This is a genomic window from Chryseobacterium sp. GW823-FHT05E08, from assembly GCF_058795655.1.
On the sequence record NZ_JBXAHY010000004.1, the window covers coordinates 454166 to 477505 of the forward strand.

Here is a 23340-nt window from a genome sequence, read left to right on the forward strand (position 1 = left end):
ACAAATGATGAGATTCTTTTAATGTCTAAAAATAAATTAAAATGAAAATCAATAGAAGAAGGCGAATTATCAAAACATTTGATCTCTTGGATCAACCCATCAGATTTAATCCGTTTGTGTTTAGTCGAACCTTTTTTATGTGGGCTTTTACAGGTCTTGTCGGTGGAGTTATTGCCGGATTATATTGGATCGTTCTTGAACATTTCACCGAATTTTTAGCAGAATTTCAAGGTTGGATGGTGATTCCGACGATGGCGATTTGTGGATTATTGGCCGGTTTGGTGATTCACTTTATCGGTGATCCGGGAGAAATTCATTTGATTGTTAATAATATCAGATTTAACAAAGGAAAATTAGAACCGAAAAATAATCCTTCCATGATTTTGTCGTCCCTTTTTTGTGTGGCATCGGGAGGGAGTTTAGGTCCTGAAGCACCTTTGGTTCAGGTGACAGGTTCTACAGGAACTTGGCTTGGGAAAATTTTCAGATTGAAAGGTGAGGAATTGCGTTCTTTGAGTATCGCAGGAATGGCATCCGGTTTTACGGCGCTGTTTGGCGCTCCACTTGGAGGAAGTCTTTTTTCATTAGAAATTTTGCATCATAAACACGCCGTTGAATATTACAAAGCCATTATTCCAGCTTTGGTGGCGAGCTGTTTCAGTTATCTGATGTTTGCTTTGATCATCCATTTGGGGATCGGGGCGACTTGGGATTTGAAGGCCTATCATTACACAGGAGTTTACGATTTTGCCTATGCAACCGCTTTTGGAATTGTAGGAACTTTATTTGGCTGGATCTTTATTTTTGTCGTAAAATTTTTCAAGAAAGTTTTTGAATACAGAAATTTACCAATTTACATTAAAACATTCGTGGGCGGAGTTATTTTGGGAATTATTGCTTTCTATTTTCCGATCACGAGATATTTCGGGCACAATGAGATCAATCAGATCATCAACGGAAATTTTGCATTAAACTTTTTAATTTTAATCTTAATTTTTAAAATATTAGCCATTGCAATCACCGTAACTTCGGGTTGGAGAGGTGGTTTCATCATTCCGCTTTTCTTTGTGGGAACAACATTGGGGTTGATTATCCATAATTTATTTCCTACCGTCGATACAACATTAGCAATTGTAAGTTGTATGGCTGCAATTAATGCTTGTGTAACGAGAACTCCGATGAGTACAACCATTATTTTAGGAACTTTGACGGGGTTTACATACTTTGTTCCGATACTTTTTGCAAGTTTAACGGGATATTTTCTGGCTCCGAGAATTCCATTTATTGGATCACAGTCTGAAAAATTAACTGAAGAATAAGGCAAATTTGGTAGATATGTTAAAAATCAAGTTCATTACGCTTTAATTTTTAAGTCAATAAACTTGAACTTCCATGTCTTTTTAGTAAATTTGTCAACCTTTAAAATTTAAAATAAAATAATAAAAATAATATGAATCTTCACGAGTATCAATCAAAAGAGATTTTATCAAAGTACGGAGTTGCTATCCAACGTGGTTTCGTAGCGAACAATGTAGAAGAAGCTGTAGCAGCTGCTGAAAAATTGACTGCTGAAACTGGGGCGCAAGCTTGGGTTGTAAAAGCACAAATTCACGCAGGTGGTCGTGGTAAAGGTGGTGGTGTAAAGTTCTCTCCAAACATGGATAAACTTAAAGAAAACGCTCAAAACATTATCGGAATGCAGTTGGTTACTCCACAAACTTCTGCTGAAGGTAAAAAAGTACACTCTGTTTTGGTTGCAGAAGATGTTTATTATCCGGGAGAAACTGAAACTAAAGAATTTTATGTTTCTATTCTTTTAGACAGAGCTGAAGGTAAAAATACAATCGTATATTCTACTGAAGGTGGGATGGACATTGAGCACGTTGCTGAAGTAACTCCTCATTTGATCCACAAAGAAATCATTGATCCTGCTTTAGGTCTTCAAGGTTTCCAGGCTAGAAAAATTGCTTTCAACTTAGGTCTTGAAGGAAATGCATTCAAAGAATTCACAAAATTCATTGCATCTCTTTACAATGCTTATACAGGAATTGATGCTTCTCTTTTCGAGATCAACCCTGTGTTGAAAACTTCAGATAACAAAATTATCGCTGTAGATGCTAAAGTAACTTTAGATGGTAACGCATTGTTCCGTCACAAAGATCTTGAAGCATTGAGAGATACAAGAGAAGAAGATCCAATGGATGTTGAAGCTGGTGAAGCTGGTCTTAACTTCGTAAAACTAGACGGTAACGTTGCTTGTATGGTAAATGGAGCTGGTCTTGCAATGGCAACGATGGATATCATCAAATTATCTGGTGGTAGCCCTGCTAACTTCTTGGACGTTGGAGGTACTGCTGATGCTCAGAGAGTACAGACTGCTTTCGGAATCATCTTGAGAGATCCAAACGTAAAAGCAATCTTGATCAACATTTTCGGAGGTATCGTAAGATGTGACAGAGTTGCTCAAGGTGTTGTAGATGCTTACAGAGCAATGGGTAGCCTTCCGGTTCCATTGATCGTAAGATTACAAGGAACTAATGCTGTTGAAGCTAAAAAATTAATTGACGAGTCAGGTCTTCCTGTACATTCTGCAATTACTTTAGAAGAAGCTGCAAACAAAGTAAAAGAAGTTTTAGCTTAAGACTAAAATTTTTATATAAAATTAAAACCGTTTCATTTTTGGAACGGTTTTTTCTTTTTAAAAATTAAATAATAATAATTGATGAAAAATCTACAAATTCCGAATCCTTGTTCCGAAAATTGGGAAATGATGTCTCCTCAGGAAAAAGGGAGATTTTGTTCTGTTTGCAGTAAATGTGTGATTGATTTTACACAAAAACAGCCTCAAGAAATCCTGCAAATTATTGATGAAAAGAAAGACGAAGAAGTTTGTGGGAGGTTTTACAGTCATCAATTAGCTAAAGAAGTTGAAAAATCTGAACGATTAAAAACCCAATTTTTAAAATATATTCCATCAAATTTTCAAAACAGTAGAATTACATTGGCTGTATTTTCTTTGATTCTATTTTTAACAGGATGTGCAAAACCCAAAGAAACTACTTATGCAACAACAGGAATGGTTGTGGTTGAAGAAGATTCTATTCCTAAAAATGAAAATTACGAAATAGGAAAAGTTATAAAAGAGAATGATTCCTGTGCTAAAATGCCTAAGAAAGATAGCTTAAAATTGAAATAATCTAATTTTAAAGATAAAAGAAAACCGCCTTTCACAAAGCGGTTTTTTTATTAATCGTGATTTTCGTTCAAAGTAGTTTCTCCATTGGTGATACTGATACTTGTTGGAGTTACCAATTGTATATTGTCTGAATCTAGGCGTTGTTTAATCTTCATAAAAGCCTCACTTTTTAGTTGAACCATATTTGCACCCACTTTCATCCAGAATTTCGCCTGTAGAGTGAATACCCCTTGTTTTAGATCGGTGAAAATAACTTCTGACGTATCTAGTCTGTCAACATTTTCTAAACCTTTTATGACCTCTAAAATACCTTGCTGAACTTTATTAAGATCTTCATCTCCCGGAATTTCAAAATTTAAAATAATTCTTCGTTGAGGTGAAGCCGTAATATTGTAGAAAGGAGCATTAAAAATTACCTGATTGGGAATATAAGCTTTCTTTCCATCGTCTGTGATTAGTTTTGTAGTTAAAAATCCAATTTCCTGTACGGTTCCGGAATGAGCGCCAATTGTAATGTAATCTCCGATTTTAAAAGCTTTATCAATCCCGATAAGCATTCCTGAAAATATACTTGAAACAAGATCTTTCAAGGCAACCCCGGCAATAACCCCGGCGACTCCCAAACTTCCGATAAATTTCCAAAGGAAACCACTGAATCCCATAATTTCCAACGCGATAAAAGTTCCCATAATCATAATCAGAAATCTGAAGACTCCGATTAATGTTACTAAAGAACTTTCTTTTTTGCTTTTCGGGAATAATTTATGGAAGACTTTTACAGAACCCTGACTTAAATATTTACTTGTAATTAGAAAAAAGGTGAAAACTAGAATCCCTACAATTAATTTCGGGGTAAGCTCTGCAAACCTTAAATACCAATTTTCCAGAACTTTATAAACAACATCGATGTAACTTAAACCATTTTTCTGCATGAAATGAAAATTTTATTAAATAAATATATAAATTCTTAACAAATATTTTGCCAGTATCAAAAAGTCTACTAAATTTGTAGACTAACAAAGCAGAATATTATGTCAATTAAATTAGGAGATACCGCGCCCAACTTTCAGGCAGAATCATCTTTGGGAGATGTAGATTTTTACAATTATCTTGGAGATTCTTGGGGAATTTTGTTTTCACATCCTGCAGATTACACGCCTGTATGCACAACAGAGCTTGGATATACTTCAAAACTGCAGTCAGAATTTGAGAAGAGAGGTACGAAAGTAATTGCATTAAGTGTGGATGGAGTAGAAGATCATCAAAATTGGATTAAAGATATTAATGAAACTCAGAATACAGATGTACAGTTTCCTATCATTGCGGATAAAGACAGAAAAGTTTCAGAATTGTATGATTTTATTCACCCGAATGCTTCGTTAACAGCTACGGTTCGCTCTTTATTAATTATTGATCCGGATAAAAAAGTAAGATTAATTATTACTTATCCAGCTTCAACGGGAAGAAATTTTAATGAAATTCTTAGAGTTTTGGATTCTCTTCAATTAGTTGACTCACATAAAATTGCAACACCTGTAAATTGGAAAGATGGTGAAGATGTTATTATCCCGCCTTCGATTTCAACAGAAGATGCAAGAAAAATATTCCCGAAAGGCGTTACAGAAATAAAGCCTTATCTGAGATATACACCACAACCAAATACGTGATTTATTTGATTTTTTATAGTTTAGTTTTAATTTGTACGAAAATCGCCTCGAAAAACATTTCGAGGCGATTTCATTTGTATACTATATGTATATGTGAAGTGATTTCTTATTTTGCGTCGTTAATGATCTGCTTACCTTTTGAAGTTGGTAAGTAAATACTGAAACCTACGTTGAAAGTAATGTTAGAGTTTAATCCCTCACTACCGAATCCTGACTGACCTTGGTATTTTACTAAACCTTCAAGACCGATATTTGGTGTGATGAAGTAAGAATAACCAGGACCAACACCGAAGTCTAAACCAGTTGTAGAGTTACCTCCTTCAACAGATCTACCTCCAACACCTAAGTTACCTTCGAAGAACCAACGACCGTGGTTTAATAAGTTGTCAACACCTTTCTCACCCGGAGATAGGAAATAACGACCTAAAGCACCAACACCGTAAGTGAAGTCTGTCGGGCTTCCGTTTGTTACTTTACTGATACCTAAATTTACATATCCACCAACTGCAACATTATCTTTAATAAAATATGCACCTTTTGGCTGTAATCCAATGCTGTAACCACCACCAGTATTTAATCCAAAGTTACTTGATACAAGGCTACTACCTACCATCCAGTTACCTTCCTGAATTTGAGCATTCATTGTAGTAGTTAATCCCGCTACAGCTAATATTCCTGATAGAATTAGTTTTTTCATAATTTATAATTTTTAATAATTAATGTTTATTATTCTTAAAGTAAGGATTAAACAACAAATGTGCCAGACTGCTCAATGTCAGGTGTTTTTTTGGAACTGAAGCGTGAATTAATGATTTTTATATCATATTATTTTAACGTTTTAACGAATAATTTTATGATATTAAATAAATAAGAGAATAATAGAAACTACAAGTCCTGCAATGGTGAAAATCATTCCTCTTTTGAATGCTTTTGTCTTTGGATTAAACATCCAGAAACTTGATATGACAAAGAAGAACAAGGCTATGCCAAAAAAGGTATTTAACGGTGATAATGTGTCTTTCGATTGCGCTTTGTGAAGTTTTGTCATCTTATCTAAAACAAAAGGAAGCTCTTTTTTAGAGTATTTAGCCTCTCCTGTAGCAGAATTATAAGTTCCCTGTTTGAATTTCAAAATGTCACCTTCAGTTTTTTCTACTTCGAAGTTTTTCATTTTTAATTCCTTGCCTAATTCTTTTTCATTCAAATTTTTAGCAATTGTTTTTTCATACTTTTTTTCTTTTTTCAGAAAATCAGTATCTCTGTAAACCAATAAAACGCCACTTACAGCATAAACCGCCATAATTCCCGCAAGGAAATATCCTAAATAACGGTGGGTAATTCTCATGAAAGTTCTTGTGTCCTTAATCTTATCCATGTATCAATATCTTTGTTTATTAAATTTCAAAAGTGGAAACTGCAAAAATGCAACTTCCACTTTGAATGATGAAATTATTAATAATATTAAATTATTAAAGTTTATATGTTAATGTGAAATAGTAATTTCTAGGTGTAATAGGGTTTACAGAATAATTTTCGTGAACATTGTAATTTACAACATCAAATAAATTACCCACTTTTCCTTGGATTGAGAATTTGCTCCATTCGTAACCTACAGATAGTGAAACGGTCGTGTAGTCTTTTAAATCAAACATTCTGCTTACTCCATTTCTTGAAGCTAAACTGTTTGCCCCAGTTTTTGTATCATTCCATCCTGCGATTCTATCACCAATATAATAAATACCTGCACCTACTCTTAATCCTTTTACATAATTGGTGAATTTATAGAAAATTGAAGCATTTGCTGTTGTAGCAGGTGTTCTTACCAGTCTTTGCTCTTCAACATATCCGAAAGCTTCCGGTGTATCAAGATATACAGAGTTGTTATATGAAATACCTCCGATTATGGAAAGGTTTTCAGTAGGATTTCCAGTAATATCAAGCTCTACACCACGGCTGCGCATTTTTCCAGCAAAATCTTTAATCAATCCGTTCGGATCTAATTGAAGTCCTGCATCATTTAATGCTACCTGATAATAGTTTCTATATAATATTTGATAAACAGTAAGATTAATTGCTAAAGCATTGTTCCAAAGGTTTTTCTTAGCTCCGACTTCATATTGATCAATATTGGTTGGAGTTAAAGCTTCATTATTTCTTAATGTACCTGTATTAGCGACGAAAGAATTCGTGTAGGTAGCAAAAACAGATAGATTATCATTGGGAGAATAAACCAATCCAACTTTTGGAGATATTGCCTGATCTGATGATGCCGTATTATCTACCAATCCTTTACCCGTTGTTGAATTAGGGTTAACAACTCCACTTTTATTAGTTTTGAATTTAGTGTTTATTGTTGGCATGTTTTCAATATATGACCAACGTAATCCTGCTATTACTTTAAACTCTTTGGTAAGGCTAATGTAATCCTGTGCGTATATTCCAATTCTTCTGGTATTGATACGGTTCTTTTCTAATGTTGAAGCATCAGGAGTTGTACCGCTTGCCCAGCTTGAAGGGTCATCAAGATAAACTGTTCCAAGACTGTTTCCGTTTGTTCCGTAAAAATAGTTATTCCCGAATGCCAGATTATTAGTTGGATTATAATAAGTATAAGAATCTGCAGCACTGTAATCTGCATCTGCTCCAATTAATACTTTGTGATTAATTTTTCCTGTATTAAATTCACCATTAAGGTTTACCTGTGCAGAAGTATAATTTTGTTCGTTATACGTTTTATTTAAAGGTCTTTTCCATGAAAGACGGTTCGTGGTTTTTTCATATCCCCACTGTACTCTTTCCGTAGAAAAATAATCTTTCGTATAGTTTTGATAAGAAGCTGTACTGTTTAAAGACCATTTTTCATTAAACTGATGATTAAAAGTAACATTCGTTGAAACCTGTTGAACGTTTTGATATTGCCAATCTGTTCCTAAAAATGCACTTCTTGGAAGCAAATCATTTAATTCATAAGTAAGACCATCTTGTTTTGTAATAGAACCAATCCCAAAATCAGGGGTAATGTCATTTTTAAGATAATCAGCCTCAACAATTAATTGTGATTTTGGACTGATATTAAATAAAAATGAAGGATTAAAATAATATTTTGTAGACTTTACGACATCTCTGAAACTTTCTGCATATTCATAAGCGCCATTCATTCTAAATGCAATATTTTTGGATAATGGCCCGTAAATATCTACCGTAGGTTTGTAAGAATTCCAGCTTCCGCCATTCAATCCAACACTTCCACCGAAATTGAATTTAGGCTTTTTAGTAATCATATTAATAATACCTCCGGCAGCTGCATTTCCGTAAAGCATTGCGTTGGCTCCTTTTAAAACTTCAACTCTTTCTAAACCACTTACCTCAGGGAAAACTCCACTATTAATTCTTGATCCGTTTTTGAAAATATTATCGTTTCCAAAAATAAAACCACGTCCTCCGAAACTGTCTTGTGAACCACCTCTTGCAGAAGTAAGATAAACACCATTTACGTTTTGAAGTACATCACCCAATTGTTTTGCCTGTTGCTGCTCAATAATATCGTGACTGATGATAGCAATTGGCTGTGGCGTTTCCATTACCGTAAGGTTTGACTTGGTAGATAATGGTTTTGCTTTATTTGGATTTCCAGTTTTATAAAGATTTACGTCTTCTATGGTCTGGATTCTAATTGTATCATTTTCAGGGGTAAACTTCATTTGTGCACTGGCTGTGGCTGCCAATACAATGAAGCCTAAGGTAGTAATTTGTCTTTTCATTTTTACTTAATTTAGAGTGGTTTTAAATAAGGTGCAAATGTAGGTATTCAGATAATGTTATTTAGACTAATTCAAAATAAATGTTGTGATTTTTGTCATGTTTTTAATGAGTAATGAATTGTCTCTATGAATATTGTAGACTATTCATCGGGAATTTAATTATGAATATATTTGTTTAAAATTAAAATTATGCAATTGGTAAAAGTTGGACTTTGTGCTTTTGGGATGAGTGGAAAAATTTTTCATGCACCATTTTTAAAAGAACATCCGGGATTTTTTATGTCGGCTGTTGTGGAAAGAAGCAAAGAAGAGTCAAAAGAAAAATATCCTGATGCGACAATCTATAAATCGGTAGAAGAAATGTTGACTAATGCTGATATTGAATTAGTTGTAGTAAACACGCCTGTTCAGACCCATTTTGAATATGTAAAAATGGCTCTTGAAGCAGGGAAAAATGTAATTGTTGAAAAACCTTTCACCGTAAATGTTGCTGAAGCGGAAGAATTGGTAAAATTAGCCGAAGAAAAAGGATTATTTCTAAGCGTTTATCAAAACAGAAGATTTGACCGCGATTTTCTTCAGGTTCAAAAAATAATGAGTGAAGGAAAATTGGGTGAAATCAAAGAAGCAGAAATTCGTTTTGACCGTTTCCGCACAACAGCAAGCGGAAAAGCACATAAGGAAGATCCTCAGGCAACTGGTTCTGGCTCGCTTCATGACTTGGGATCGCATTTGGTAGATCAGGCGGTACAGTATTTTGGTTTTCCGGAAAAACTTTTTGCAGATGTATTTTCAATGAAAGGGGATGAGTTTGCCAATGATTATTTCGAAATTCTTTTGTATTATAAAAATGATTTAAGAGTAAGATTAAAATCCTCTGTTTTCAGTAAAGAAGCACATTACGCTTATGTAATTCATGGCGAAAAAGGAACTTTTTTACAAGAAAGAACAGATAATCAGGAAAATGAATTGGTTGCAGGATCAATTCCTGTTTACGGAAAAGACTGGACGATTCCTTTAAAAGAAACTGACGGGATTATAAACATTTTAAATGAAAATTCAGAAACAGAAAGAATACTTACTTCAAGCGAACCAGGAAATTACATGAATTACTATCAGAATATCTATGAACACATCGTTTTCGGATATTATTTACCATCGCCGGCAGGAGAAATTATTCAGAATATGAAAATTATTGATGCAGCTTGGGATAGCTCGAAACAAGGTAGAGTAGTTGAATTGTAAGAGAGATTTTGAGTTGGAGGGTTTTAGGGTTGGAGGGTTTTAGAGTAAGAAGATTGGAGTGTTTGATGTATTACATTCAAATTTTAAAAACTTGATGCTGATGACAAGAATTATAACATTCTCACCCTAAAACACTCCAACCCTAAAACTCTCCCACTCAATTATATCTCCTGAAGCTCCAACCATCTCATTTCGTGGTTTTCCAATTTCTCAGAAATCGCTTCTAATTCTGCAGAAAGTTTAGCGATTTTATCATATTCGCTTTCATTATTAAGTTGCTCAAGAATCTTGGCACGTTGCTCTTCCAATTGAGGAATTTCCTTGTCAATAGTTTCCAATTCTCTTTGTTCTTTAAAAGAAAGTTTTCTTTTTGTAGCCTGTGACTGTGGTGTTGAAACTGGAGCAGGAGCCGAAACAGGAGCTTCAACTTTTTTCTCCACAACAACTTTAGGACTTTTCTCTTCTAATTTTAAATTTTCTCTGTATTCTGAGAAATTTCCGATAAAATCTCTGATTTTTCCTTCTCCTTCAAACGCTAAAATATGGTCAACAATTCTGTCCATAAAATATCTGTCGTGAGAAACAATAATCAAACTTCCCTGGAAGTTCAATAAGAAATTTTCCAATACAGTCAATGTAGGAAGGTCAAGATCATTTGTAGGTTCATCAAATATCAGAAAGTTTGGATTTTGATATAAAATGTACATCAAATGCAATCTTCTTTTTTCACCTCCCGAAAGTTTTGAGATTGGTGAATATTGGGTTTGATCGTCAAATAAAAATAACCTCAAAAACTGCGATGCAGAGATCGTTCTTCCATTCGCTAAAGGAAAGTTTTCAGAAATTTCTTTGATGAAATCAATAACTCTTTCGTCTTCCTTATACTTAAGTCCTTTTTGCGAAAAATAACCGAATTTTATAGTTTCTCCGGTTTCAATTTCTCCGGAATCTTTTGGTTCAAGACCTTGAATGATATTTAATAAGGTAGATTTCCCGGCACCATTTTTTCCTACAATTCCTACTTTTTCACCTCTTTGAAACTGATAGCTGAAATCTTTTAGTAATAATTTATCACCATAACTTTTAGAAATATCTCTAAGTTCCAGAATTTTATTTCCTAGCCTTTTCATTTCGAAATCAAGCTCAAGAGATTCTTTTCTGGTATCGGTTTTAGCTATTTTTTCAGTTTCGTAAAAATCATCCTGTCTGGATTTCGATTTTGTAGTTCTCGCTTTTGGCTGTCTTCTCATCCACTCCAATTCCTTTCTGTAAAGATTGTTGGCTTTGTCGATGGTAGAGTTCATATTGTCCTCACGAATCATTTTATTTTCAAGATAAGTCGCATAAGAACCATTGTGGAAATACAGATTTTTATCTTCCATTTCCCAGATAATTCCACAAACGGCATCTAAGAAATATCTGTCGTGAGTTACCAGTATTAAAGTGATTTTAGCCTTACTCAAATAACTTTCCAGCCATTCTACCATTTCCACATCAAGGTGGTTGGTAGGCTCATCCATAATAAGAAGGGTGTGACGGTGCTCAGCTCTGGTTTCAGTCAATAGTTTTGCTAATGCAACACGTTTGATCTGACCTCCGGAAAGAGTTCCCATTTTCGCATCCAGCTCTGTGATCTTCAACTGAGACAGAATTTGTGCCATATCATTTTCCAAATCCCAGGCTTTATGGATTTCCATTTCGGCTAAAGCTTTTTCAATGAAATCATAATCTGTGGAAAGGAGTGATTTATGGTAATTTTTCAATGCCTGAATTGGCGCTGAATCAAGCGTCATCATAAATTCGTCGATCGTTAAGTCAGAATCAAACTCGATTTCCTGATCAAACAAAACAACCTGAATATCTTTATTAATAACTACAGTTCCGCTGTCTGCAATTTCTTTGCCCATCAAAATTTTAAGAAGGGTAGACTTTCCACTGCCATTTTTGGCAACAATGGCAATTTTGTCTCCTTCATTTACATGAAAAGAGATATTTTCGAACAAAACTTTGATGCCATAAGATTTGGTAAGGTTTTCGACAGAAACGTAATTCATTGGAATGTAATGGTTTGATTTGAAATTTTCAATTGAGCCGCAAAAGTACGAAAATGTAACAAGAAAACTTTTAAATAAACTAATACTAAAAAATTATTAACAAGATAAAAAAACTATCCTCAATTCCCAAAGAAAGCTATTGGGAATATTTTATTTTAGTGGCAAGGTTTTTACTAGCTGCTACATTTTTCAGCTATGGATGCAGCAAACTTATTGAAAACGGACAATTTGGAATCTCACCTCAGGAAATGGCAACCCCAATCAAGGATTTATCTTTATTTAGAGTGATGTGGTATTTATTTGATCATGAGCCTTTTAAGACGACAATCGGCGTTCTTCAGATGATAGCCGGAATTTTACTTCTTTTTAACAGGACTGCAATTTTAGGAGTAATGTTTTTTTATTCCTATTGCCGCTAATATTTTATTAATGGACATTAGTTTCATGCCTGAAGGTTTAGCAATGGGCTTTACAAGAAGGTTTATCTGGTATTTTATTTTATGCTTTTTAATCTTATGGAATGATAAAGAAAGAGTGAAAACCATCTGGAATGCTATGATTAAAAAATTCTCAATGAAACTTAGATTCCCAATATTAATATATTTATTAGTTCCTCTATTTGCGCTGATTCTAGAGATCATACCAGGGATTCCACAGTTACTTTTTTATTTTTTTACCGAGCCAAATAAAAGTTTAAACTCCATCAAACAGGTATTTCATTTGTTATTTTAGTATTTAATGTTAAAATTATTAATTTGCTTATTGAAATCTCATTAAATGTGTTTTAATTTTGAATTAATTTACAATTGTATTGATTTTTAATGTAGATTTGATATACAAATTAAAATAAAAAACTATGATGCAAATTAACTTTCTGGCTATTGCGGTAGCCGCATTAGTACCCCTAATTATGGGATTTATCTGGTACCATCCAAAAATTTTCGGAACTGTTTGGATGCAGGAAGTGGGATTAACTGAAGAGAAAATGAAAGGATCAAACATGGGATTTGTCTTTGTTTTCGCATTTATCCTCTCTTTTTTGATTGCTTTTTTCTTACAAATGATCACTATTCATCAATTCGGAGCTTTAGGAATGATTGGTGGAGACGAAACAAACGCAAAACCTTCATTTTTTGCCTTTATGAAAGACTACGGAACAGCTTATCGTTCTTTTGGTCACGGTGCTTTGCATTGTTTCATGGCTGGAGTTTTATTTGTATTTCCACTTACGGCAATCAATGCCATGTTTGAAAGGAAATCCTGGAAATATACCTTCATTAATACAGCATATTGGACGATAACGATCACAATCATGGGTGGAATTGTCTGCGGTTGGTATTCTCCGGGAGGTTTTAATTGGGTTACACAAAAATAAAATTCTAACGATCGAAATTATAAGGCTACATTTGTGGCCTTTTTTATGTTCTATAGCTCTTTGTGCAGTTGAATACTTTGTTTTTTAAATATAAGTCAAACATCCATGTTCAGGTTAATCTAGTATATTCTAAATAGTAGCTTTTATTTTGCGTTTAATTATTGCAAGCATAAACAAAGATAGATTGAAAAATAAATCATTTAATTAAAGAAAAAACAAAGCTCATTCGTTTATGTAAGTAAAACGAAAATAAAAACTATGGATTATCAATTATTTAAAATTTTATTTCCAAAATACACAACTGGTGCCATATAATTTAAAGATATATAATAGTGTTTCGGAGCTACCTTTACAGTGGAATTCTGTAATTGGAAATCACAACATCATGCTTTCTAAGGAATATTTCCATGTCTTGGAATCGTCTAAACCAGATAACATGCAATGCTATTATGTTGGTTTTTTCGTTGATAATGAATTGATTGGTGGTGCTTTATTTCAGTATTTAAATTTTAAAAATCATGCTACTTTTCAGAAAAATGAAGTTTGGTGCAACATCAGAAATTTCTTTGGTAGAAAATTCAGTAAAGATGTTATGATCTTGGGAAACAATATGTTGACAGGGCAAAACGGATTTTATTTTGATGCTTCTAAAATTACTTTAGAACAAGTTATTCTGCTTTTGGATAAGGCGGTTCAGAAAATGCAAAAAGAGATCAGAAAAACATCTTTGATCATTTATAAAGATTATCAGTCTAATTTTGTGAAGTATTTTCAAGATAAAAATCATCAACCATATTTTCAATTTTCAGTTCAGCCGAATATGATGTTGAAATTAAAAGAAAACTGGACTGTTTTTGAAGATTATTTAAATGATTTTTCTAAAAAATACAGAACAAGAGCCCGCTCTGCCAGAAAGAAATTTGATGGAATTGAAAAGTACGAAATGAATTTTGATGATATAAAAAAACATCAAAAAGAAATGAATGTTCTCTATCAAAATGTGGCCGAAAATGCTCCTTTCAATACGTTTTTTCTTGCTGAAAATCATTTTGAAAGTATGAAGGAAAATTTAAATCAAAATTTTAAAATCTTTGGATATTTTTTAGATCAAAAATTAATCGGATTTTATACTTTAATTCTCAATAACGAAGATATTGATACCTATTTTTTAGGCTATGATAAAGAGCTTCAAAAAGAAAAGCAATTGTATCTGAATATGCTTCTAGGCATGGTGGAATTTTCAATTAATAACAAATTTAAAAGAATAATTTTCGGAAGAACAGCCTTGGAAATAAAATCCACCATTGGCGCAGAACCTATTGAGATTTTCGGGTTGATAAAACATAATAATATTCTCATAAATCAGTTCATTGGAAATATATTTTCGTCACTCAACCCTAAAGCTGAATGGATCCAGAGAAGACCTTTTAAGTGATTACGGAGATTGGGAAAAAATAACTTTGGCCGCTCCGGCAATAAATATTGATGTAAAAGTTGATAAAAACGGAAAGAATGTAAAAGACGAAACGGCTGTTTCTGATGAAAATCTTACAGACCTTATTCCTGATCTAAGCAAATATAATATGGAAAAAGAAAATTCTATTTACGGTAAAAATTCTTCTGTAGGAAAGGTTTTAAAGCTGAAAAATACAGATCTGTATTATGAAATATATGGTGAAGGAGAGCCTTTGGTTTTACTTCACGGAAACAGCGGAAGTATTCAGGAATTTTACCAACAGATTCCTGAGCTTTCTAAATATTATAAATTAATTGCAATAGATACAAGAGGTCAGGGGAAAAGTACAGATTCATCAAAAATGGATTTTACCTATAAAATTTTCGCAGATGATGTAAAAGCTTTGGTTGACGAATTAGGTTTGAAAAAAGTAAATATCGTCGGATGGAGCGATGGCGGAAATACCGGTCTTGAGTTTGCCCTGAAATATCCAGATCATCTGAAAAAGCTTGTAACAATCGGAGCTAATGTTTTCCCGGAAGGAGTAGATTCGCGACTTTTGCATAATATGAAAACTCAGCTTCAGGTTTTTCAGGCTGAAAATGATCCTGCAAAATTCAATGAAATACGTTTGCTGAAAATTATGCTGAAAGAACCGAATATAACGAAAAATTCTTTAAATAAAATTCAAAATCCTGTTTTTGTAATTGCCGGAGAAAATGATGTAATTAAAAAAGAACATACGGAATTTATAGCGAAACAACTTCCAAATTCTGAGCTTAAAATCTATAAAAATGCAACACATTTTATTCCTTTAGAAAACCCGGAAGAATTAAATGCTGATATTTTAGAATTTCTGAGAAAATAATTTAATCTATCGTCAATCTTTTCAAAGACCACAAGCTGCCATTGTAAATATCCAAATCTACCTTTGTGTTGATTCCGTGAACGATTCCGCTTTCTGTAAACTGCCAGAAATCCCAATTGCCCTCTGGAGATGGAGTAGGAACATCATTATAATTGGCCAGCCAAAGAGGATAATCATCAAATTCGCCTTTTAAAAAATCTTTATAATAATGATAATAGGTATAAATAATTGGTTTTTCACCGTAGGTTTCCTCGATAATTTTGCACCAAACTTTTAAATCTTCAATTAATTTTTTGTTGGTTTTTCGCTTCGGAATTTTTTCAATATCTAAAATTGGGGGAAGATCTCCGCTTTCCAATTTTACATTAGCCAAGAAATTATTAGCCTGAATTACAGGGTCTTCATCAGCTCTGTAAAAATGATAAGCGCCACGAATTAATTCGTTTTTCTTTGCCTGCTGCCAAAATTCTTCAAAATGTTTGTCGGCATTTCGGTTGCCCATTGTGGCTCTCATTACAACAAATTCCAGCGGAATGGTTTTGTTTCCGATGCTCAGGCTGTCCCATTTTATATCTTCTCGGTTTTGATAATGAGAAATATCAAAACCATACGTTTTATCGAGATTATTACTAAGAATTTTTTGAATTCTTAATGTTTCCCTTTCGTTATTATGGAGTTTTTTATGACTGAATTTATTAAAATATAAAGCGTAATAATAGCTTATCGATTGTTTTAAGTACAATCCCGTGCCCAATAAAGCAACAAATAAAATGGCTAAGACAATTTTGCGACGGAAAAAATAATTTTTTCGCCTGTTGTCATGAATCTTTTTGGCAATTTTTTTTTGGTACTTTTTTTGTGTCATAAAAACATAGCTATAAAACTAAGTTAAATAACTATTAATCGGCAATATTAACCTTATAACCTGAAAGTTCAAAATATTCTATAATATATTTTTCTTGATTGTAACTATCACCATATCTACCAGATTTTTGATTGATAACAATTCTGGTTTGGTCTAAGAACCATAGCTCACCTCCCTGATACGCTTCATCGCCACCTGTAATATTAGTATGACATACATGACCTCTAGGCGATATCGAATTAGCCGTTTGTTCTAAAAGTATTAAAATATCTCCATTTTTATTAATGACCCACAAATAGGTACTTTCTTTTAGGTTGTCATTCTCTTCAGAGTTTTGATAATATATTATATCTTTTGGAGAACCACCATTATTAGCATTATATGATTCGAATAATATTTTTTCACCTTCCAAGGTTCTTCTAGATGGTAATGTACTTCTTCCAAATGGAATTGTTAAAGGACCAAGTATTGAAAGAAGTTCCAATTTCCTATTCATAACCGATAGAGCCTTTATCAATTAAATTCTCAATTTTGTTAATGTCTAAATATGCTAATAATTCATATAAAGAAATTCTTTCATAATGAGAATTTGATGAAATTTTGCTTGTTGAGATTTTTCGAGAAAATTTATCAATATAAAAATAGTGCATAGATTTTCTAAATATTACTTCTATGAATTTTTTAGTAATTTGATTATTAAATTCGTTTAATGTTTCTTCGAAGAGATCATCACTGTCAATTATATAGATGATTTTCCATACATCTTTTTCTGACCATATATAAATGTTTTTTTCAAAAACAACATTAAAATATTTTTCTTCAAAAGGAGATTTGATTTGGTATTTAATCTTATTGTTAGATTTGCGAATACCATATTTATAATTTATTGGATAACGATGCGATTCTTTGTAAACTAATATTGATTTTCTTAATAATTGTATTTCTCTTTCTAATCTTTCCAATCTTTTATTGTTAGCAACATGAATAAAGATATCTTTTTCATGATGTAGAATCCCAGAAGTTTTTAAGAGAGAGCCTTCGTTTTGAGGAGCGTAATATCCAATTAAATGTGGCAATTGACTTATATAAGATGATCCCTGCAACAACTTATTTATTGCATTTTCCTGTTCTTCTTTTTGTGATATTGTATTTGACATTTATTAAACTGTTAATCAAATGTTTAAATTTAGATACTTACTCAAAGTTATAATTTATAAATTAAATTTACAAGAGTAATGCCAATAACTTAATTCTTTGTAAATTTGTATAATATGGAAACACGCGAAAAGATCATCATTATAGGAGGAGGATTTGCGGGATTACAACTTGCAAAAACGTTGAATAACAAGAACAAAAAGGTAATTGTTCTGGATAGAGTTAATCATCATATGTTTCAGCCGCTCTTCTATCAGGTAGCGTGTGGGAGGATAGAACCTTCCAATATTTCTTTCCCGTTCCGGAAAATTTTTCAGCAGTCAAGAAATACTCAGTTTCGTTTAACGGAAGTTCGGGAAATTGATGCTGCAAACAATAAAGTGATCACCGATGAAGCCGAATTCACCTATGATAAATTGATTATCGCGACAGGTTGTAAAACTAATTTCTTCGGTAATAAAGATCTTGCAGGAAGAGCTTTCGGAATGAAAAATACTCAGGAAGCAATCGGAATCAGAAATCATGTTTTAATGACTTTTGAAAAACTGATTATCGAAAAAAGCCGAAGCGACGATGGAAACTGGAATATCGTTATCGTAGGAAGTGGACCGACAGGTGTTGAGCTAGCCGGAGCTTTCGCTGAAATGAAGAAAGAAATCCTGCCAAGAGATTATCCGTACATGAATTTTGATAATCTAAAGATCATTTTAATAAGTTCGACAGAAAAACCACTTGCTGTAATGAGTCCGGAAGCTCAGGTTCAATCTGAAAAATATTTGAAAGATCTGGGAGTAACTTTCATGAGTGAAGAATATGTTACTGAGTATGATGGTGATAAAGTTCATATGAAGAGCGGGAAAAGCATTCCGTCAAACAATGTGATCTGGGCGGCAGGAGTTACCGGAAATGTCGTAGACGGTTTTCCGGAAGATAAATTAAACAGAAACAGATATATTGTTGATCGTTTTAATAAAATAAAAGGATACGATAATATTTATGCAATAGGAGATATTTCCTACATGGAAACTCCAAAATATCCACAAGGGCATCCTCAGGTTGCGAATGTGGCCATTAATCAAGCAAAAAATTTAGGTAAGAATTTCTTGAAGAAAACCTCCAGTGAATGGAAGGAGTATGAATACGAAGATCAGGGATCTTTAGCAACCATCGGAAAACACAGGGCAGTTGTAGATTTACCATTTATAAAATTCCAGGGCTTTTTTGCTTGGTATTTTTGGATGTTTTTACACTTAATGTTGATTTTGAGTGTAAGAAATAAACTTGCAGTGTTCTTCAACTGGATGTGGAGCTATTTTAATAAAGATTCATCTTTAAGACTAATTATTTTACCGAATAAGAAAAACGAAACATTACAATGAGAATTGATATCATAAGCGTACTTCCTGAGTTGATGGAAAGCCCTTTTCAAACTTCTATTTTAAAAAGAGCTGTGGATAAAGGATTGGTAGAAGTACATTTTCACCAATTGAGAAATTGGTCAATTAATAAGCACAGACAAATTGACGATGAGCCTTACGGAGGCGGAGCGGGAATGGTGATGATGATCGAGCCGTTGGATAAATGTATCTCGGAGCTTAAATCTCAGAGAGAATATGATGAAGTGATCTATCTGACGCCGGATGGAGTTACTTTAACTCAAAAAATATCCAATACACTTTCTATTAAAAACAATCTGATTTTTTTGTGCGGACATTATAAAGGTATCGACCAAAGAGTGAGAGATCTGCATATTACAAAGGAAATTTCGATCGGAGACTATGTTCTTACGGGTGGTGAATTGGCTGCGTGTGTACTTGCAGACTCAATTATCCGTTTGGTTCCCGGAGTTTTGAATGACGAGCAGAGTGCTTTAACTGATAGCTTCCAGGATGATCTTTTGTCACCACCAATCTATACAAGACCTGAAAATTATAAAGGTTTAGAAGTACCTAAAATTTTATTAAGCGGTAATTTTGCTAAGATTGAAGAATGGCGACACGACGAGGCAATGAGGATTACTAAAGAAAAACGTCCTGATTTACTCTCGAAATAGTTACTTAAATTCGTTAATCAGAAACATTTTTTTCACTTTTTGAATAATTAATTCGAAAAATGGAATAATAATTGCAATAACTGCGATTAAGATTTAAATATGATTACATAATCCTATTTATAATAGATTATTATTCTAATTATTTTAAATTTTATATACTGTTTTGATTTTGTTTTGAATGATAGAACTTGGAAATGATTAAAAATTTTAATCTAATGTTTAAAATTAGTTATTTTTATCATTAAACTGTTATTGTTTTAAGTATGAAATTAATGTAAATATATTGTAAATAAATTAACCATATTTGAAAAAAAATAATAAATTTACATATCGAAACTAAAGTATAAAAAATAAAGAATAGAAATGCGAGGCGATGGAGTTGTTCAGTTTTTACAATGTTGAAAATTTATTTTTGCCCGATCCTGCACCAATTCATAAATTGGATCCTACAAAATCAGGATTAAGAGGTTGGGACGATAAAAGATACAGGAACAAACTTTTAAAAATTGCGAACGTATTTCAATTAATGAAGGAGGAAAATGGGGTACTGCCATTTATGATAGGTCTGTCTGAAATTTCCGGAAGGAAAGTATTGGAAGATCTTGTGGAATTGCAGCCCTTTAATTCAGAATATGGCATTATTCATTACAATTCTATGGATGAGAGAAATGTAGATGTTGCCTTATTGTATGATAAAAACAAAGTAGAAGTAATAGACTCAGAAACCATTACTTTCTTCTTTGAAATTATAGATAAAAACACAGAAAACTACGACACAACAAGAGATGTATTGTATTCTAAAGTGAAATATAAAGGAGAGATTATTAATGTCTTTATCGCGCACCTTCCCTCAAAGCGAGAAAAAGATATTAATAAACCAAAAAGAGCTTTTATATTGAACGAGGTTCGGGGGCGGATCTTGAATATAATAAATGAAAAGGAGCATGTAATCTTGTGTGGTGATTTTAACGAAAACCCAGATGATGAAAATATAGTAAAAATTCTCTATGACAACGCCAGCGAGAAGGTATTAGAAAACCCTTTCCAGCAGTTGTTTTCCACAAGAAATTATTCTACTTTTCATTATAAATCCGGATTGCTGTTTGATCAGATTATATTATCAAAATCATTATTTGATAATGTTGGTTTGTCATTTCAGGAGGCTGAAGTGTTCAACTCTGAGAAAATACGCAGTAGGAACAGGAATTTTGAAGAAAGACCCTTTCGAACTTATGCCGGTACACGGTATTTGGGTGGGTACAGCGATCATTTTCCGGTTTTTGTAAAATTTAGCGATTTATAACACAATTTTAAAAACATAAATAATTAAAAAAAGTAGAAAAAATGAAAAATTCAACAAACGCAAACTACCATTTAGATTCAATCGACAAGGAGATCATCTATATGTTGATGGATAATGCTAAAACTTCTTTAGCTCACATTTCAAAAAATGTAGGAATTTCAACAACCGCTGTACACCAGAGAATTAAGAAGCTGGAGCATGCAGGAGTTATTGAAAATTCAATCTCTTTTCTGAATCCTAAAAAGATCGGATATAAAGTAATTTCTTATATCGGTGTATTTTTGGATCAGCCAAGTCATTACCCTGAAGTTGTGAAAGCTTTAAAAGAGATCAATGAAGTAGTAGAAGCGCATTACACCACAGGAAATTACACGATTTTCTTGAAAGTTCTTTGTAAGGATAATGATCATTTAATGATGATTCTTAGCAAACTTCAGAAGTTAAAAGGAGTGACAAGAACAGAAACTTTCATATCTTTGGAGCAAGGTATTTACAGACAATTGAAAGTATAACAGATTATGAATATTGCTCAATATTTGGATTCAACATATTTGAAAACTCCGGCACAATCGGGTATTTCAAACGAAGAAACTTTACAGAAAGACAAAGATCTTGCACAGGAAGCTATTGATAATGAAATTCTTGCGGTAATGATCCGTCCGGATTATGTATCCGAGATCAAAAAGTATATTCAGGAAAGGAATTCAGATGTTATTGTAGGAACTGTAATTGGTTTTCATGAAGGAACTTATTCTGTTGATGAAAAACTTGCAGAAGCCTCAAAAGCAATACAAGACGGAGCAGACGAATTAGATTTTGTTATTAATTATAATGCTTATCTGAAAGGAAATCTGGAATTAGTAAAAGAAGAATTTGTAAAGTGTACACAGCTGTGTATCGAAAATCAAAAGGTTGCAAAATGGATCATTGAGATCGCAGCTTTAACTGATGAACAGATTGCTGATCTTACTAAAAAGATATCCAATTGGGCAGAAGAAAATTTCTCTGAAAATGATCTTCCGAATATTTTCGTAAAATCTTCAACAGGCTTTTATGAAACTACCGGTGGAAAGCCGAACGGAGCAACATTTGAAGGTGTAAAAATTATGCTTGATAATGCCGGAAAACTTCCTGTGAAAGCAGCAGGAGGGGTAAGAACTCCAGAAGATGCCGAGAAAATGATCAATTTGGGAGTGAAAAGAATAGGAACTTCTTCAGCATTAGGATTAATTAAAAATCAGTCTTCTTCAGAAGGATATTAAAATATTTAACTTTAAATAATAAAAGAAAAACCATCAAATATTTGATGGTTTTCTTGTTTTATACTTGAGCCTGATATTCTTCGTAAAACGCTTGAGTTTGTTTAATTACTTCATCCATTTCTTCCAAAGTATATACTTCTAAGAATTTTCTTCTGAAATCTTTAAAATGAGGAATTCCACGGAAATAATTGCTGTAATGCTGTCTCATTTCTATCAGTCCTAATTTTTCACCTTTCCATTCTGCGCTCCATTCTGCGTGTTGGCGAACAGCTAATAATCTGTCGAAGATTGTAGGTTCAGGTAAGTGTTCTCCTGTTTTAAAGAAATGTTTTATTTCATTAAAAATCCAAGGATAGCCAATGGCTGCACGACCGATCATGATTCCGTCGCAGGCATATTTTTGTTTGTATGCTAAAGCTTTTTCGGGAGAATCAATATCACCATTTCCAAAAATTGGAATTTCAATATTGGGGTTTTGCTTAATTCTTGAAATATGTTCCCAGTCAGCCTCACCTTTGTACATTTGCGCACGCGTTCTTGCGTGTATTGTTAGTGCCTTAATTCCTGTTTCTTGTAAACGTTCTGCAACTTCATCTATATTGATAGAATTACTGTCCCATCCTAAACGTGTTTTCACAGTTACAGGCAGGTGAGTAGAGCTTACAACAGCTTTTGTAAGACGTACCATTAAATCAATATCTTTTAAAACTCCGGCTCCGGCGCCTTTGCAGACAACCTTTTTTACGGGACATCCGAAATTGATATCAACAAGATCCGGGTTTACCGTCTCTACAATTCTTGCAGACATTGCCATTGCTTCTTCATCTCCTCCAAAGATCTGAATGCCGACAGGTCTTTCGTAATCGAAAATATCTAATTTTTTTCGGCTTTTCATAGCGTCACGAATCAACCCTTCAGAAGAAATAAATTCTGAATACATTAAGTCTGCACCATGCATTTTACACAAGCGTCTGTATGGAGGATCACTTACATCTTCCATTGGAGCTAACAAAAGCGGAAATTCCGGCAGTTCTATGTTGCCTATTTTTATCATGATGCAAATTTACGAAATTATAAAAC

The 23340-nt window shown here is 33.2% G+C and carries 23 protein-coding genes; 14 read left to right on the forward strand and 9 right to left on the reverse strand.

The window, feature by feature from the left end:
- Positions 1 to 41: 41 nt before the first annotated feature.
- The 3 genes from AC1Q7L_RS16150 to AC1Q7L_RS16160 all read left to right on the forward strand — a co-directional run bounded on the left by AC1Q7L_RS16150 (position 42) and on the right by AC1Q7L_RS16160 (position 3196).
- Positions 42 to 1319 carry a chloride channel protein gene (locus tag AC1Q7L_RS16150; RefSeq protein WP_492307743.1) on the forward strand — a complete coding sequence of 426 codons (1278 nt, stop codon included), beginning with the start codon at positions 42 to 44 and terminating at the stop codon, positions 1317 to 1319.
- 131 nt (positions 1320 to 1450) lie between these two features.
- Positions 1451 to 2641 (forward strand): ADP-forming succinate--CoA ligase subunit beta, encoded by a 1191-nt coding sequence (gene sucC, locus AC1Q7L_RS16155; RefSeq protein ID WP_073295277.1) that lies wholly within the window; start codon positions 1451 to 1453, stop codon positions 2639 to 2641.
- Between the two features lie 81 nt (positions 2642 to 2722).
- Positions 2723 to 3196, forward strand: coding sequence for a hypothetical protein (locus AC1Q7L_RS16160; RefSeq protein ID WP_492307744.1), 474 nt, complete (start codon positions 2723 to 2725; stop codon positions 3194 to 3196).
- Between the two features lie 50 nt (positions 3197 to 3246).
- Here AC1Q7L_RS16160 and AC1Q7L_RS16165 read toward each other — a convergent pair whose 3' ends face one another.
- Entirely contained in the window at positions 3247 to 4128 is an 882-nt protein-coding gene (locus tag AC1Q7L_RS16165) for a mechanosensitive ion channel family protein (RefSeq protein WP_492307745.1), read from the reverse strand.
- 99 nt (positions 4129 to 4227) lie between these two features.
- Between AC1Q7L_RS16165 and AC1Q7L_RS16170 the strand changes: the two genes are divergently transcribed.
- A complete protein-coding gene (locus tag AC1Q7L_RS16170) occupies positions 4228 to 4863 on the forward strand; it encodes a peroxiredoxin (RefSeq protein ID WP_410693011.1) in 636 nt (211 codons plus the stop codon).
- Positions 4864 to 4969: 106 nt separating this feature from the next.
- Here the strand turns inward: AC1Q7L_RS16170 and AC1Q7L_RS16175 are convergent, their stop codons facing one another.
- The 3 genes from AC1Q7L_RS16175 to AC1Q7L_RS16185 form a co-directional block, all read right to left on the reverse strand.
- Positions 4970 to 5560 carry a hypothetical protein gene (locus AC1Q7L_RS16175; RefSeq protein WP_410693010.1) on the reverse strand — a complete coding sequence of 197 codons (591 nt, stop codon included), beginning with the start codon at positions 5558 to 5560 and terminating at the stop codon, positions 4970 to 4972.
- A 162-nt stretch (positions 5561 to 5722) separates the two neighbouring features.
- Entirely contained in the window at positions 5723 to 6238 is a 516-nt protein-coding gene (locus AC1Q7L_RS16180) for a hypothetical protein (protein WP_492307746.1), read from the reverse strand.
- Positions 6239 to 6332: 94 nt separating this feature from the next.
- Positions 6333 to 8624, reverse strand: a complete 2292-nt coding sequence (locus AC1Q7L_RS16185) for a TonB-dependent siderophore receptor (RefSeq protein ID WP_492307747.1) — start codon at positions 8622 to 8624, stop codon at positions 6333 to 6335.
- A gap of 189 nt (positions 8625 to 8813) precedes the next feature.
- Here AC1Q7L_RS16185 and AC1Q7L_RS16190 point away from each other — a divergent pair, with 189 nt between their 5' ends.
- Positions 8814 to 9869 carry a Gfo/Idh/MocA family oxidoreductase gene (locus tag AC1Q7L_RS16190; RefSeq protein ID WP_492307748.1) on the forward strand — a complete coding sequence of 352 codons (1056 nt, stop codon included), beginning with the start codon at positions 8814 to 8816 and terminating at the stop codon, positions 9867 to 9869.
- Positions 9870 to 10030: 161 nt separating this feature from the next.
- Here AC1Q7L_RS16190 and abc-f read toward each other — a convergent pair whose 3' ends face one another.
- The gene (gene abc-f / locus AC1Q7L_RS16195) at positions 10031 to 11923 is read right to left on the reverse strand and encodes a ribosomal protection-like ABC-F family protein (protein ID WP_410693006.1); all 1893 of its coding nucleotides are present in this window, start codon (positions 11921 to 11923) and stop codon (positions 10031 to 10033) included.
- 158 nt (positions 11924 to 12081) lie between these two features.
- On the opposite strand from abc-f, the gene AC1Q7L_RS16200 reads away from it, so the two are divergent.
- The 4 genes from AC1Q7L_RS16200 (at position 12082) to AC1Q7L_RS16215 (ending at position 15622) form a co-directional block, all read left to right on the forward strand.
- A complete protein-coding gene (locus AC1Q7L_RS16200; RefSeq protein ID WP_492307749.1) occupies positions 12082 to 12342 on the forward strand; it encodes a hypothetical protein in 261 nt (86 codons plus the stop codon).
- A gap of 437 nt (positions 12343 to 12779) precedes the next feature.
- Positions 12780 to 13298: a DUF1761 domain-containing protein gene (locus AC1Q7L_RS16205; protein WP_492307750.1), complete on the forward strand. Its 519-nt coding sequence runs from the start codon at positions 12780 to 12782 to the stop codon at positions 13296 to 13298.
- 304 nt (positions 13299 to 13602) lie between these two features.
- Positions 13603 to 14733 (forward strand): GNAT family N-acetyltransferase, encoded by a 1131-nt coding sequence (locus AC1Q7L_RS16210; protein ID WP_492307751.1) that lies wholly within the window; start codon positions 13603 to 13605, stop codon positions 14731 to 14733.
- Positions 14669 to 15622, forward strand: coding sequence for an alpha/beta fold hydrolase (locus AC1Q7L_RS16215; RefSeq protein ID WP_492307752.1), 954 nt, complete (start codon positions 14669 to 14671; stop codon positions 15620 to 15622). The genes AC1Q7L_RS16210 and AC1Q7L_RS16215 overlap by 65 nt, the downstream gene beginning before the upstream one ends.
- A gap of 1 nt (position 15623) precedes the next feature.
- Here AC1Q7L_RS16215 and AC1Q7L_RS16220 read toward each other — a convergent pair whose 3' ends face one another.
- The 3 genes from AC1Q7L_RS16220 to AC1Q7L_RS16230 are packed head-to-tail and all read right to left on the reverse strand — an operon-like array spanning position 15624 to position 17644.
- Positions 15624 to 16487, reverse strand: coding sequence for a glycoside hydrolase family 25 protein (locus tag AC1Q7L_RS16220; RefSeq protein WP_492307753.1), 864 nt, complete (start codon positions 16485 to 16487; stop codon positions 15624 to 15626).
- Positions 16488 to 16521: 34 nt separating this feature from the next.
- On the reverse strand, positions 16522 to 16983 hold the full coding sequence (locus AC1Q7L_RS16225; RefSeq protein ID WP_492307754.1) for a hypothetical protein: 462 nt from the start codon (positions 16981 to 16983) through the stop codon (positions 16522 to 16524).
- Positions 16976 to 17644, reverse strand: a complete 669-nt coding sequence (locus tag AC1Q7L_RS16230; protein ID WP_492307755.1) for a hypothetical protein — start codon at positions 17642 to 17644, stop codon at positions 16976 to 16978. Before AC1Q7L_RS16230 ends, AC1Q7L_RS16225 begins: the two co-directional genes overlap by 8 nt.
- Before the next feature lie 114 nt (positions 17645 to 17758).
- Here AC1Q7L_RS16230 and AC1Q7L_RS16235 point away from each other — a divergent pair, with 114 nt between their 5' ends.
- From AC1Q7L_RS16235 to deoC, 5 genes are all read left to right on the forward strand, one after another.
- On the forward strand, positions 17759 to 19021 hold the full coding sequence (locus AC1Q7L_RS16235; protein ID WP_492307756.1) for an NAD(P)/FAD-dependent oxidoreductase: 1263 nt from the start codon (positions 17759 to 17761) through the stop codon (positions 19019 to 19021).
- Positions 19018 to 19695 (forward strand): tRNA (guanosine(37)-N1)-methyltransferase TrmD, encoded by a 678-nt coding sequence (gene trmD / locus AC1Q7L_RS16240; protein ID WP_410692999.1) that lies wholly within the window; start codon positions 19018 to 19020, stop codon positions 19693 to 19695. Before AC1Q7L_RS16235 ends, trmD begins: the two co-directional genes overlap by 4 nt.
- A gap of 373 nt (positions 19696 to 20068) precedes the next feature.
- Positions 20069 to 20998 carry an endonuclease/exonuclease/phosphatase family protein gene (locus tag AC1Q7L_RS16245; RefSeq protein WP_492307757.1) on the forward strand — a complete coding sequence of 310 codons (930 nt, stop codon included), beginning with the start codon at positions 20069 to 20071 and terminating at the stop codon, positions 20996 to 20998.
- 41 nt (positions 20999 to 21039) lie between these two features.
- A complete protein-coding gene (locus tag AC1Q7L_RS16250) occupies positions 21040 to 21510 on the forward strand; it encodes an Lrp/AsnC family transcriptional regulator (RefSeq protein ID WP_066755185.1) in 471 nt (156 codons plus the stop codon).
- Between the two features lie 3 nt (positions 21511 to 21513).
- A complete protein-coding gene (deoC, locus tag AC1Q7L_RS16255; RefSeq protein WP_492307830.1) occupies positions 21514 to 22260 on the forward strand; it encodes a deoxyribose-phosphate aldolase in 747 nt (248 codons plus the stop codon).
- 58 nt (positions 22261 to 22318) lie between these two features.
- Here deoC and dusB read toward each other — a convergent pair whose 3' ends face one another.
- The gene (gene dusB / locus AC1Q7L_RS16260; RefSeq protein WP_492307758.1) at positions 22319 to 23314 is read right to left on the reverse strand and encodes a tRNA dihydrouridine synthase DusB; all 996 of its coding nucleotides are present in this window, start codon (positions 23312 to 23314) and stop codon (positions 22319 to 22321) included.
- Between the last annotated feature and the right edge of the window lie 26 nt (positions 23315 to 23340).

Coding starts and splice junctions, on each gene's coding strand:
- AC1Q7L_RS16225 (WP_492307754.1), bottom strand. CDS start 16,983: ATGAATAGGAAATTGGAACTTCTTTCAATACTTGGTCCTTTAACAATT.
- AC1Q7L_RS16180 (WP_492307746.1), bottom strand. CDS start 6,238: ATGGATAAGATTAAGGACACAAGAACTTTCATGAGAATTACCCACCGT.
- AC1Q7L_RS16205 (WP_492307750.1), top strand. CDS start 12,780: ATGATGCAAATTAACTTTCTGGCTATTGCGGTAGCCGCATTAGTACCC.
- sucC (WP_073295277.1), top strand. CDS start 1,451: ATGAATCTTCACGAGTATCAATCAAAAGAGATTTTATCAAAGTACGGA.
- AC1Q7L_RS16245 (WP_492307757.1), top strand. CDS start 20,069: ATGGAGTTGTTCAGTTTTTACAATGTTGAAAATTTATTTTTGCCCGAT.
- AC1Q7L_RS16165 (WP_492307745.1), bottom strand. CDS start 4,128: ATGCAGAAAAATGGTTTAAGTTACATCGATGTTGTTTATAAAGTTCTG.
- AC1Q7L_RS16230 (WP_492307755.1), bottom strand. CDS start 17,644: ATGTCAAATACAATATCACAAAAAGAAGAACAGGAAAATGCAATAAAT.
- AC1Q7L_RS16220 (WP_492307753.1), bottom strand. CDS start 16,487: ATGACACAAAAAAAGTACCAAAAAAAAATTGCCAAAAAGATTCATGAC.
- AC1Q7L_RS16250 (WP_066755185.1), top strand. CDS start 21,040: ATGAAAAATTCAACAAACGCAAACTACCATTTAGATTCAATCGACAAG.
- AC1Q7L_RS16190 (WP_492307748.1), top strand. CDS start 8,814: ATGCAATTGGTAAAAGTTGGACTTTGTGCTTTTGGGATGAGTGGAAAA.
- dusB (WP_492307758.1), bottom strand. CDS start 23,314: ATGATAAAAATAGGCAACATAGAACTGCCGGAATTTCCGCTTTTGTTA.
- AC1Q7L_RS16175 (WP_410693010.1), bottom strand. CDS start 5,560: ATGAAAAAACTAATTCTATCAGGAATATTAGCTGTAGCGGGATTAACT.
- AC1Q7L_RS16185 (WP_492307747.1), bottom strand. CDS start 8,624: ATGAAAAGACAAATTACTACCTTAGGCTTCATTGTATTGGCAGCCACA.
- abc-f (WP_410693006.1), bottom strand. CDS start 11,923: ATGAATTACGTTTCTGTCGAAAACCTTACCAAATCTTATGGCATCAAA.
- AC1Q7L_RS16160 (WP_492307744.1), top strand. CDS start 2,723: ATGAAAAATCTACAAATTCCGAATCCTTGTTCCGAAAATTGGGAAATG.
- AC1Q7L_RS16150 (WP_492307743.1), top strand. CDS start 42: ATGAAAATCAATAGAAGAAGGCGAATTATCAAAACATTTGATCTCTTG.
- AC1Q7L_RS16235 (WP_492307756.1), top strand. CDS start 17,759: ATGGAAACACGCGAAAAGATCATCATTATAGGAGGAGGATTTGCGGGA.
- AC1Q7L_RS16170 (WP_410693011.1), top strand. CDS start 4,228: ATGTCAATTAAATTAGGAGATACCGCGCCCAACTTTCAGGCAGAATCA.
- trmD (WP_410692999.1), top strand. CDS start 19,018: ATGAGAATTGATATCATAAGCGTACTTCCTGAGTTGATGGAAAGCCCT.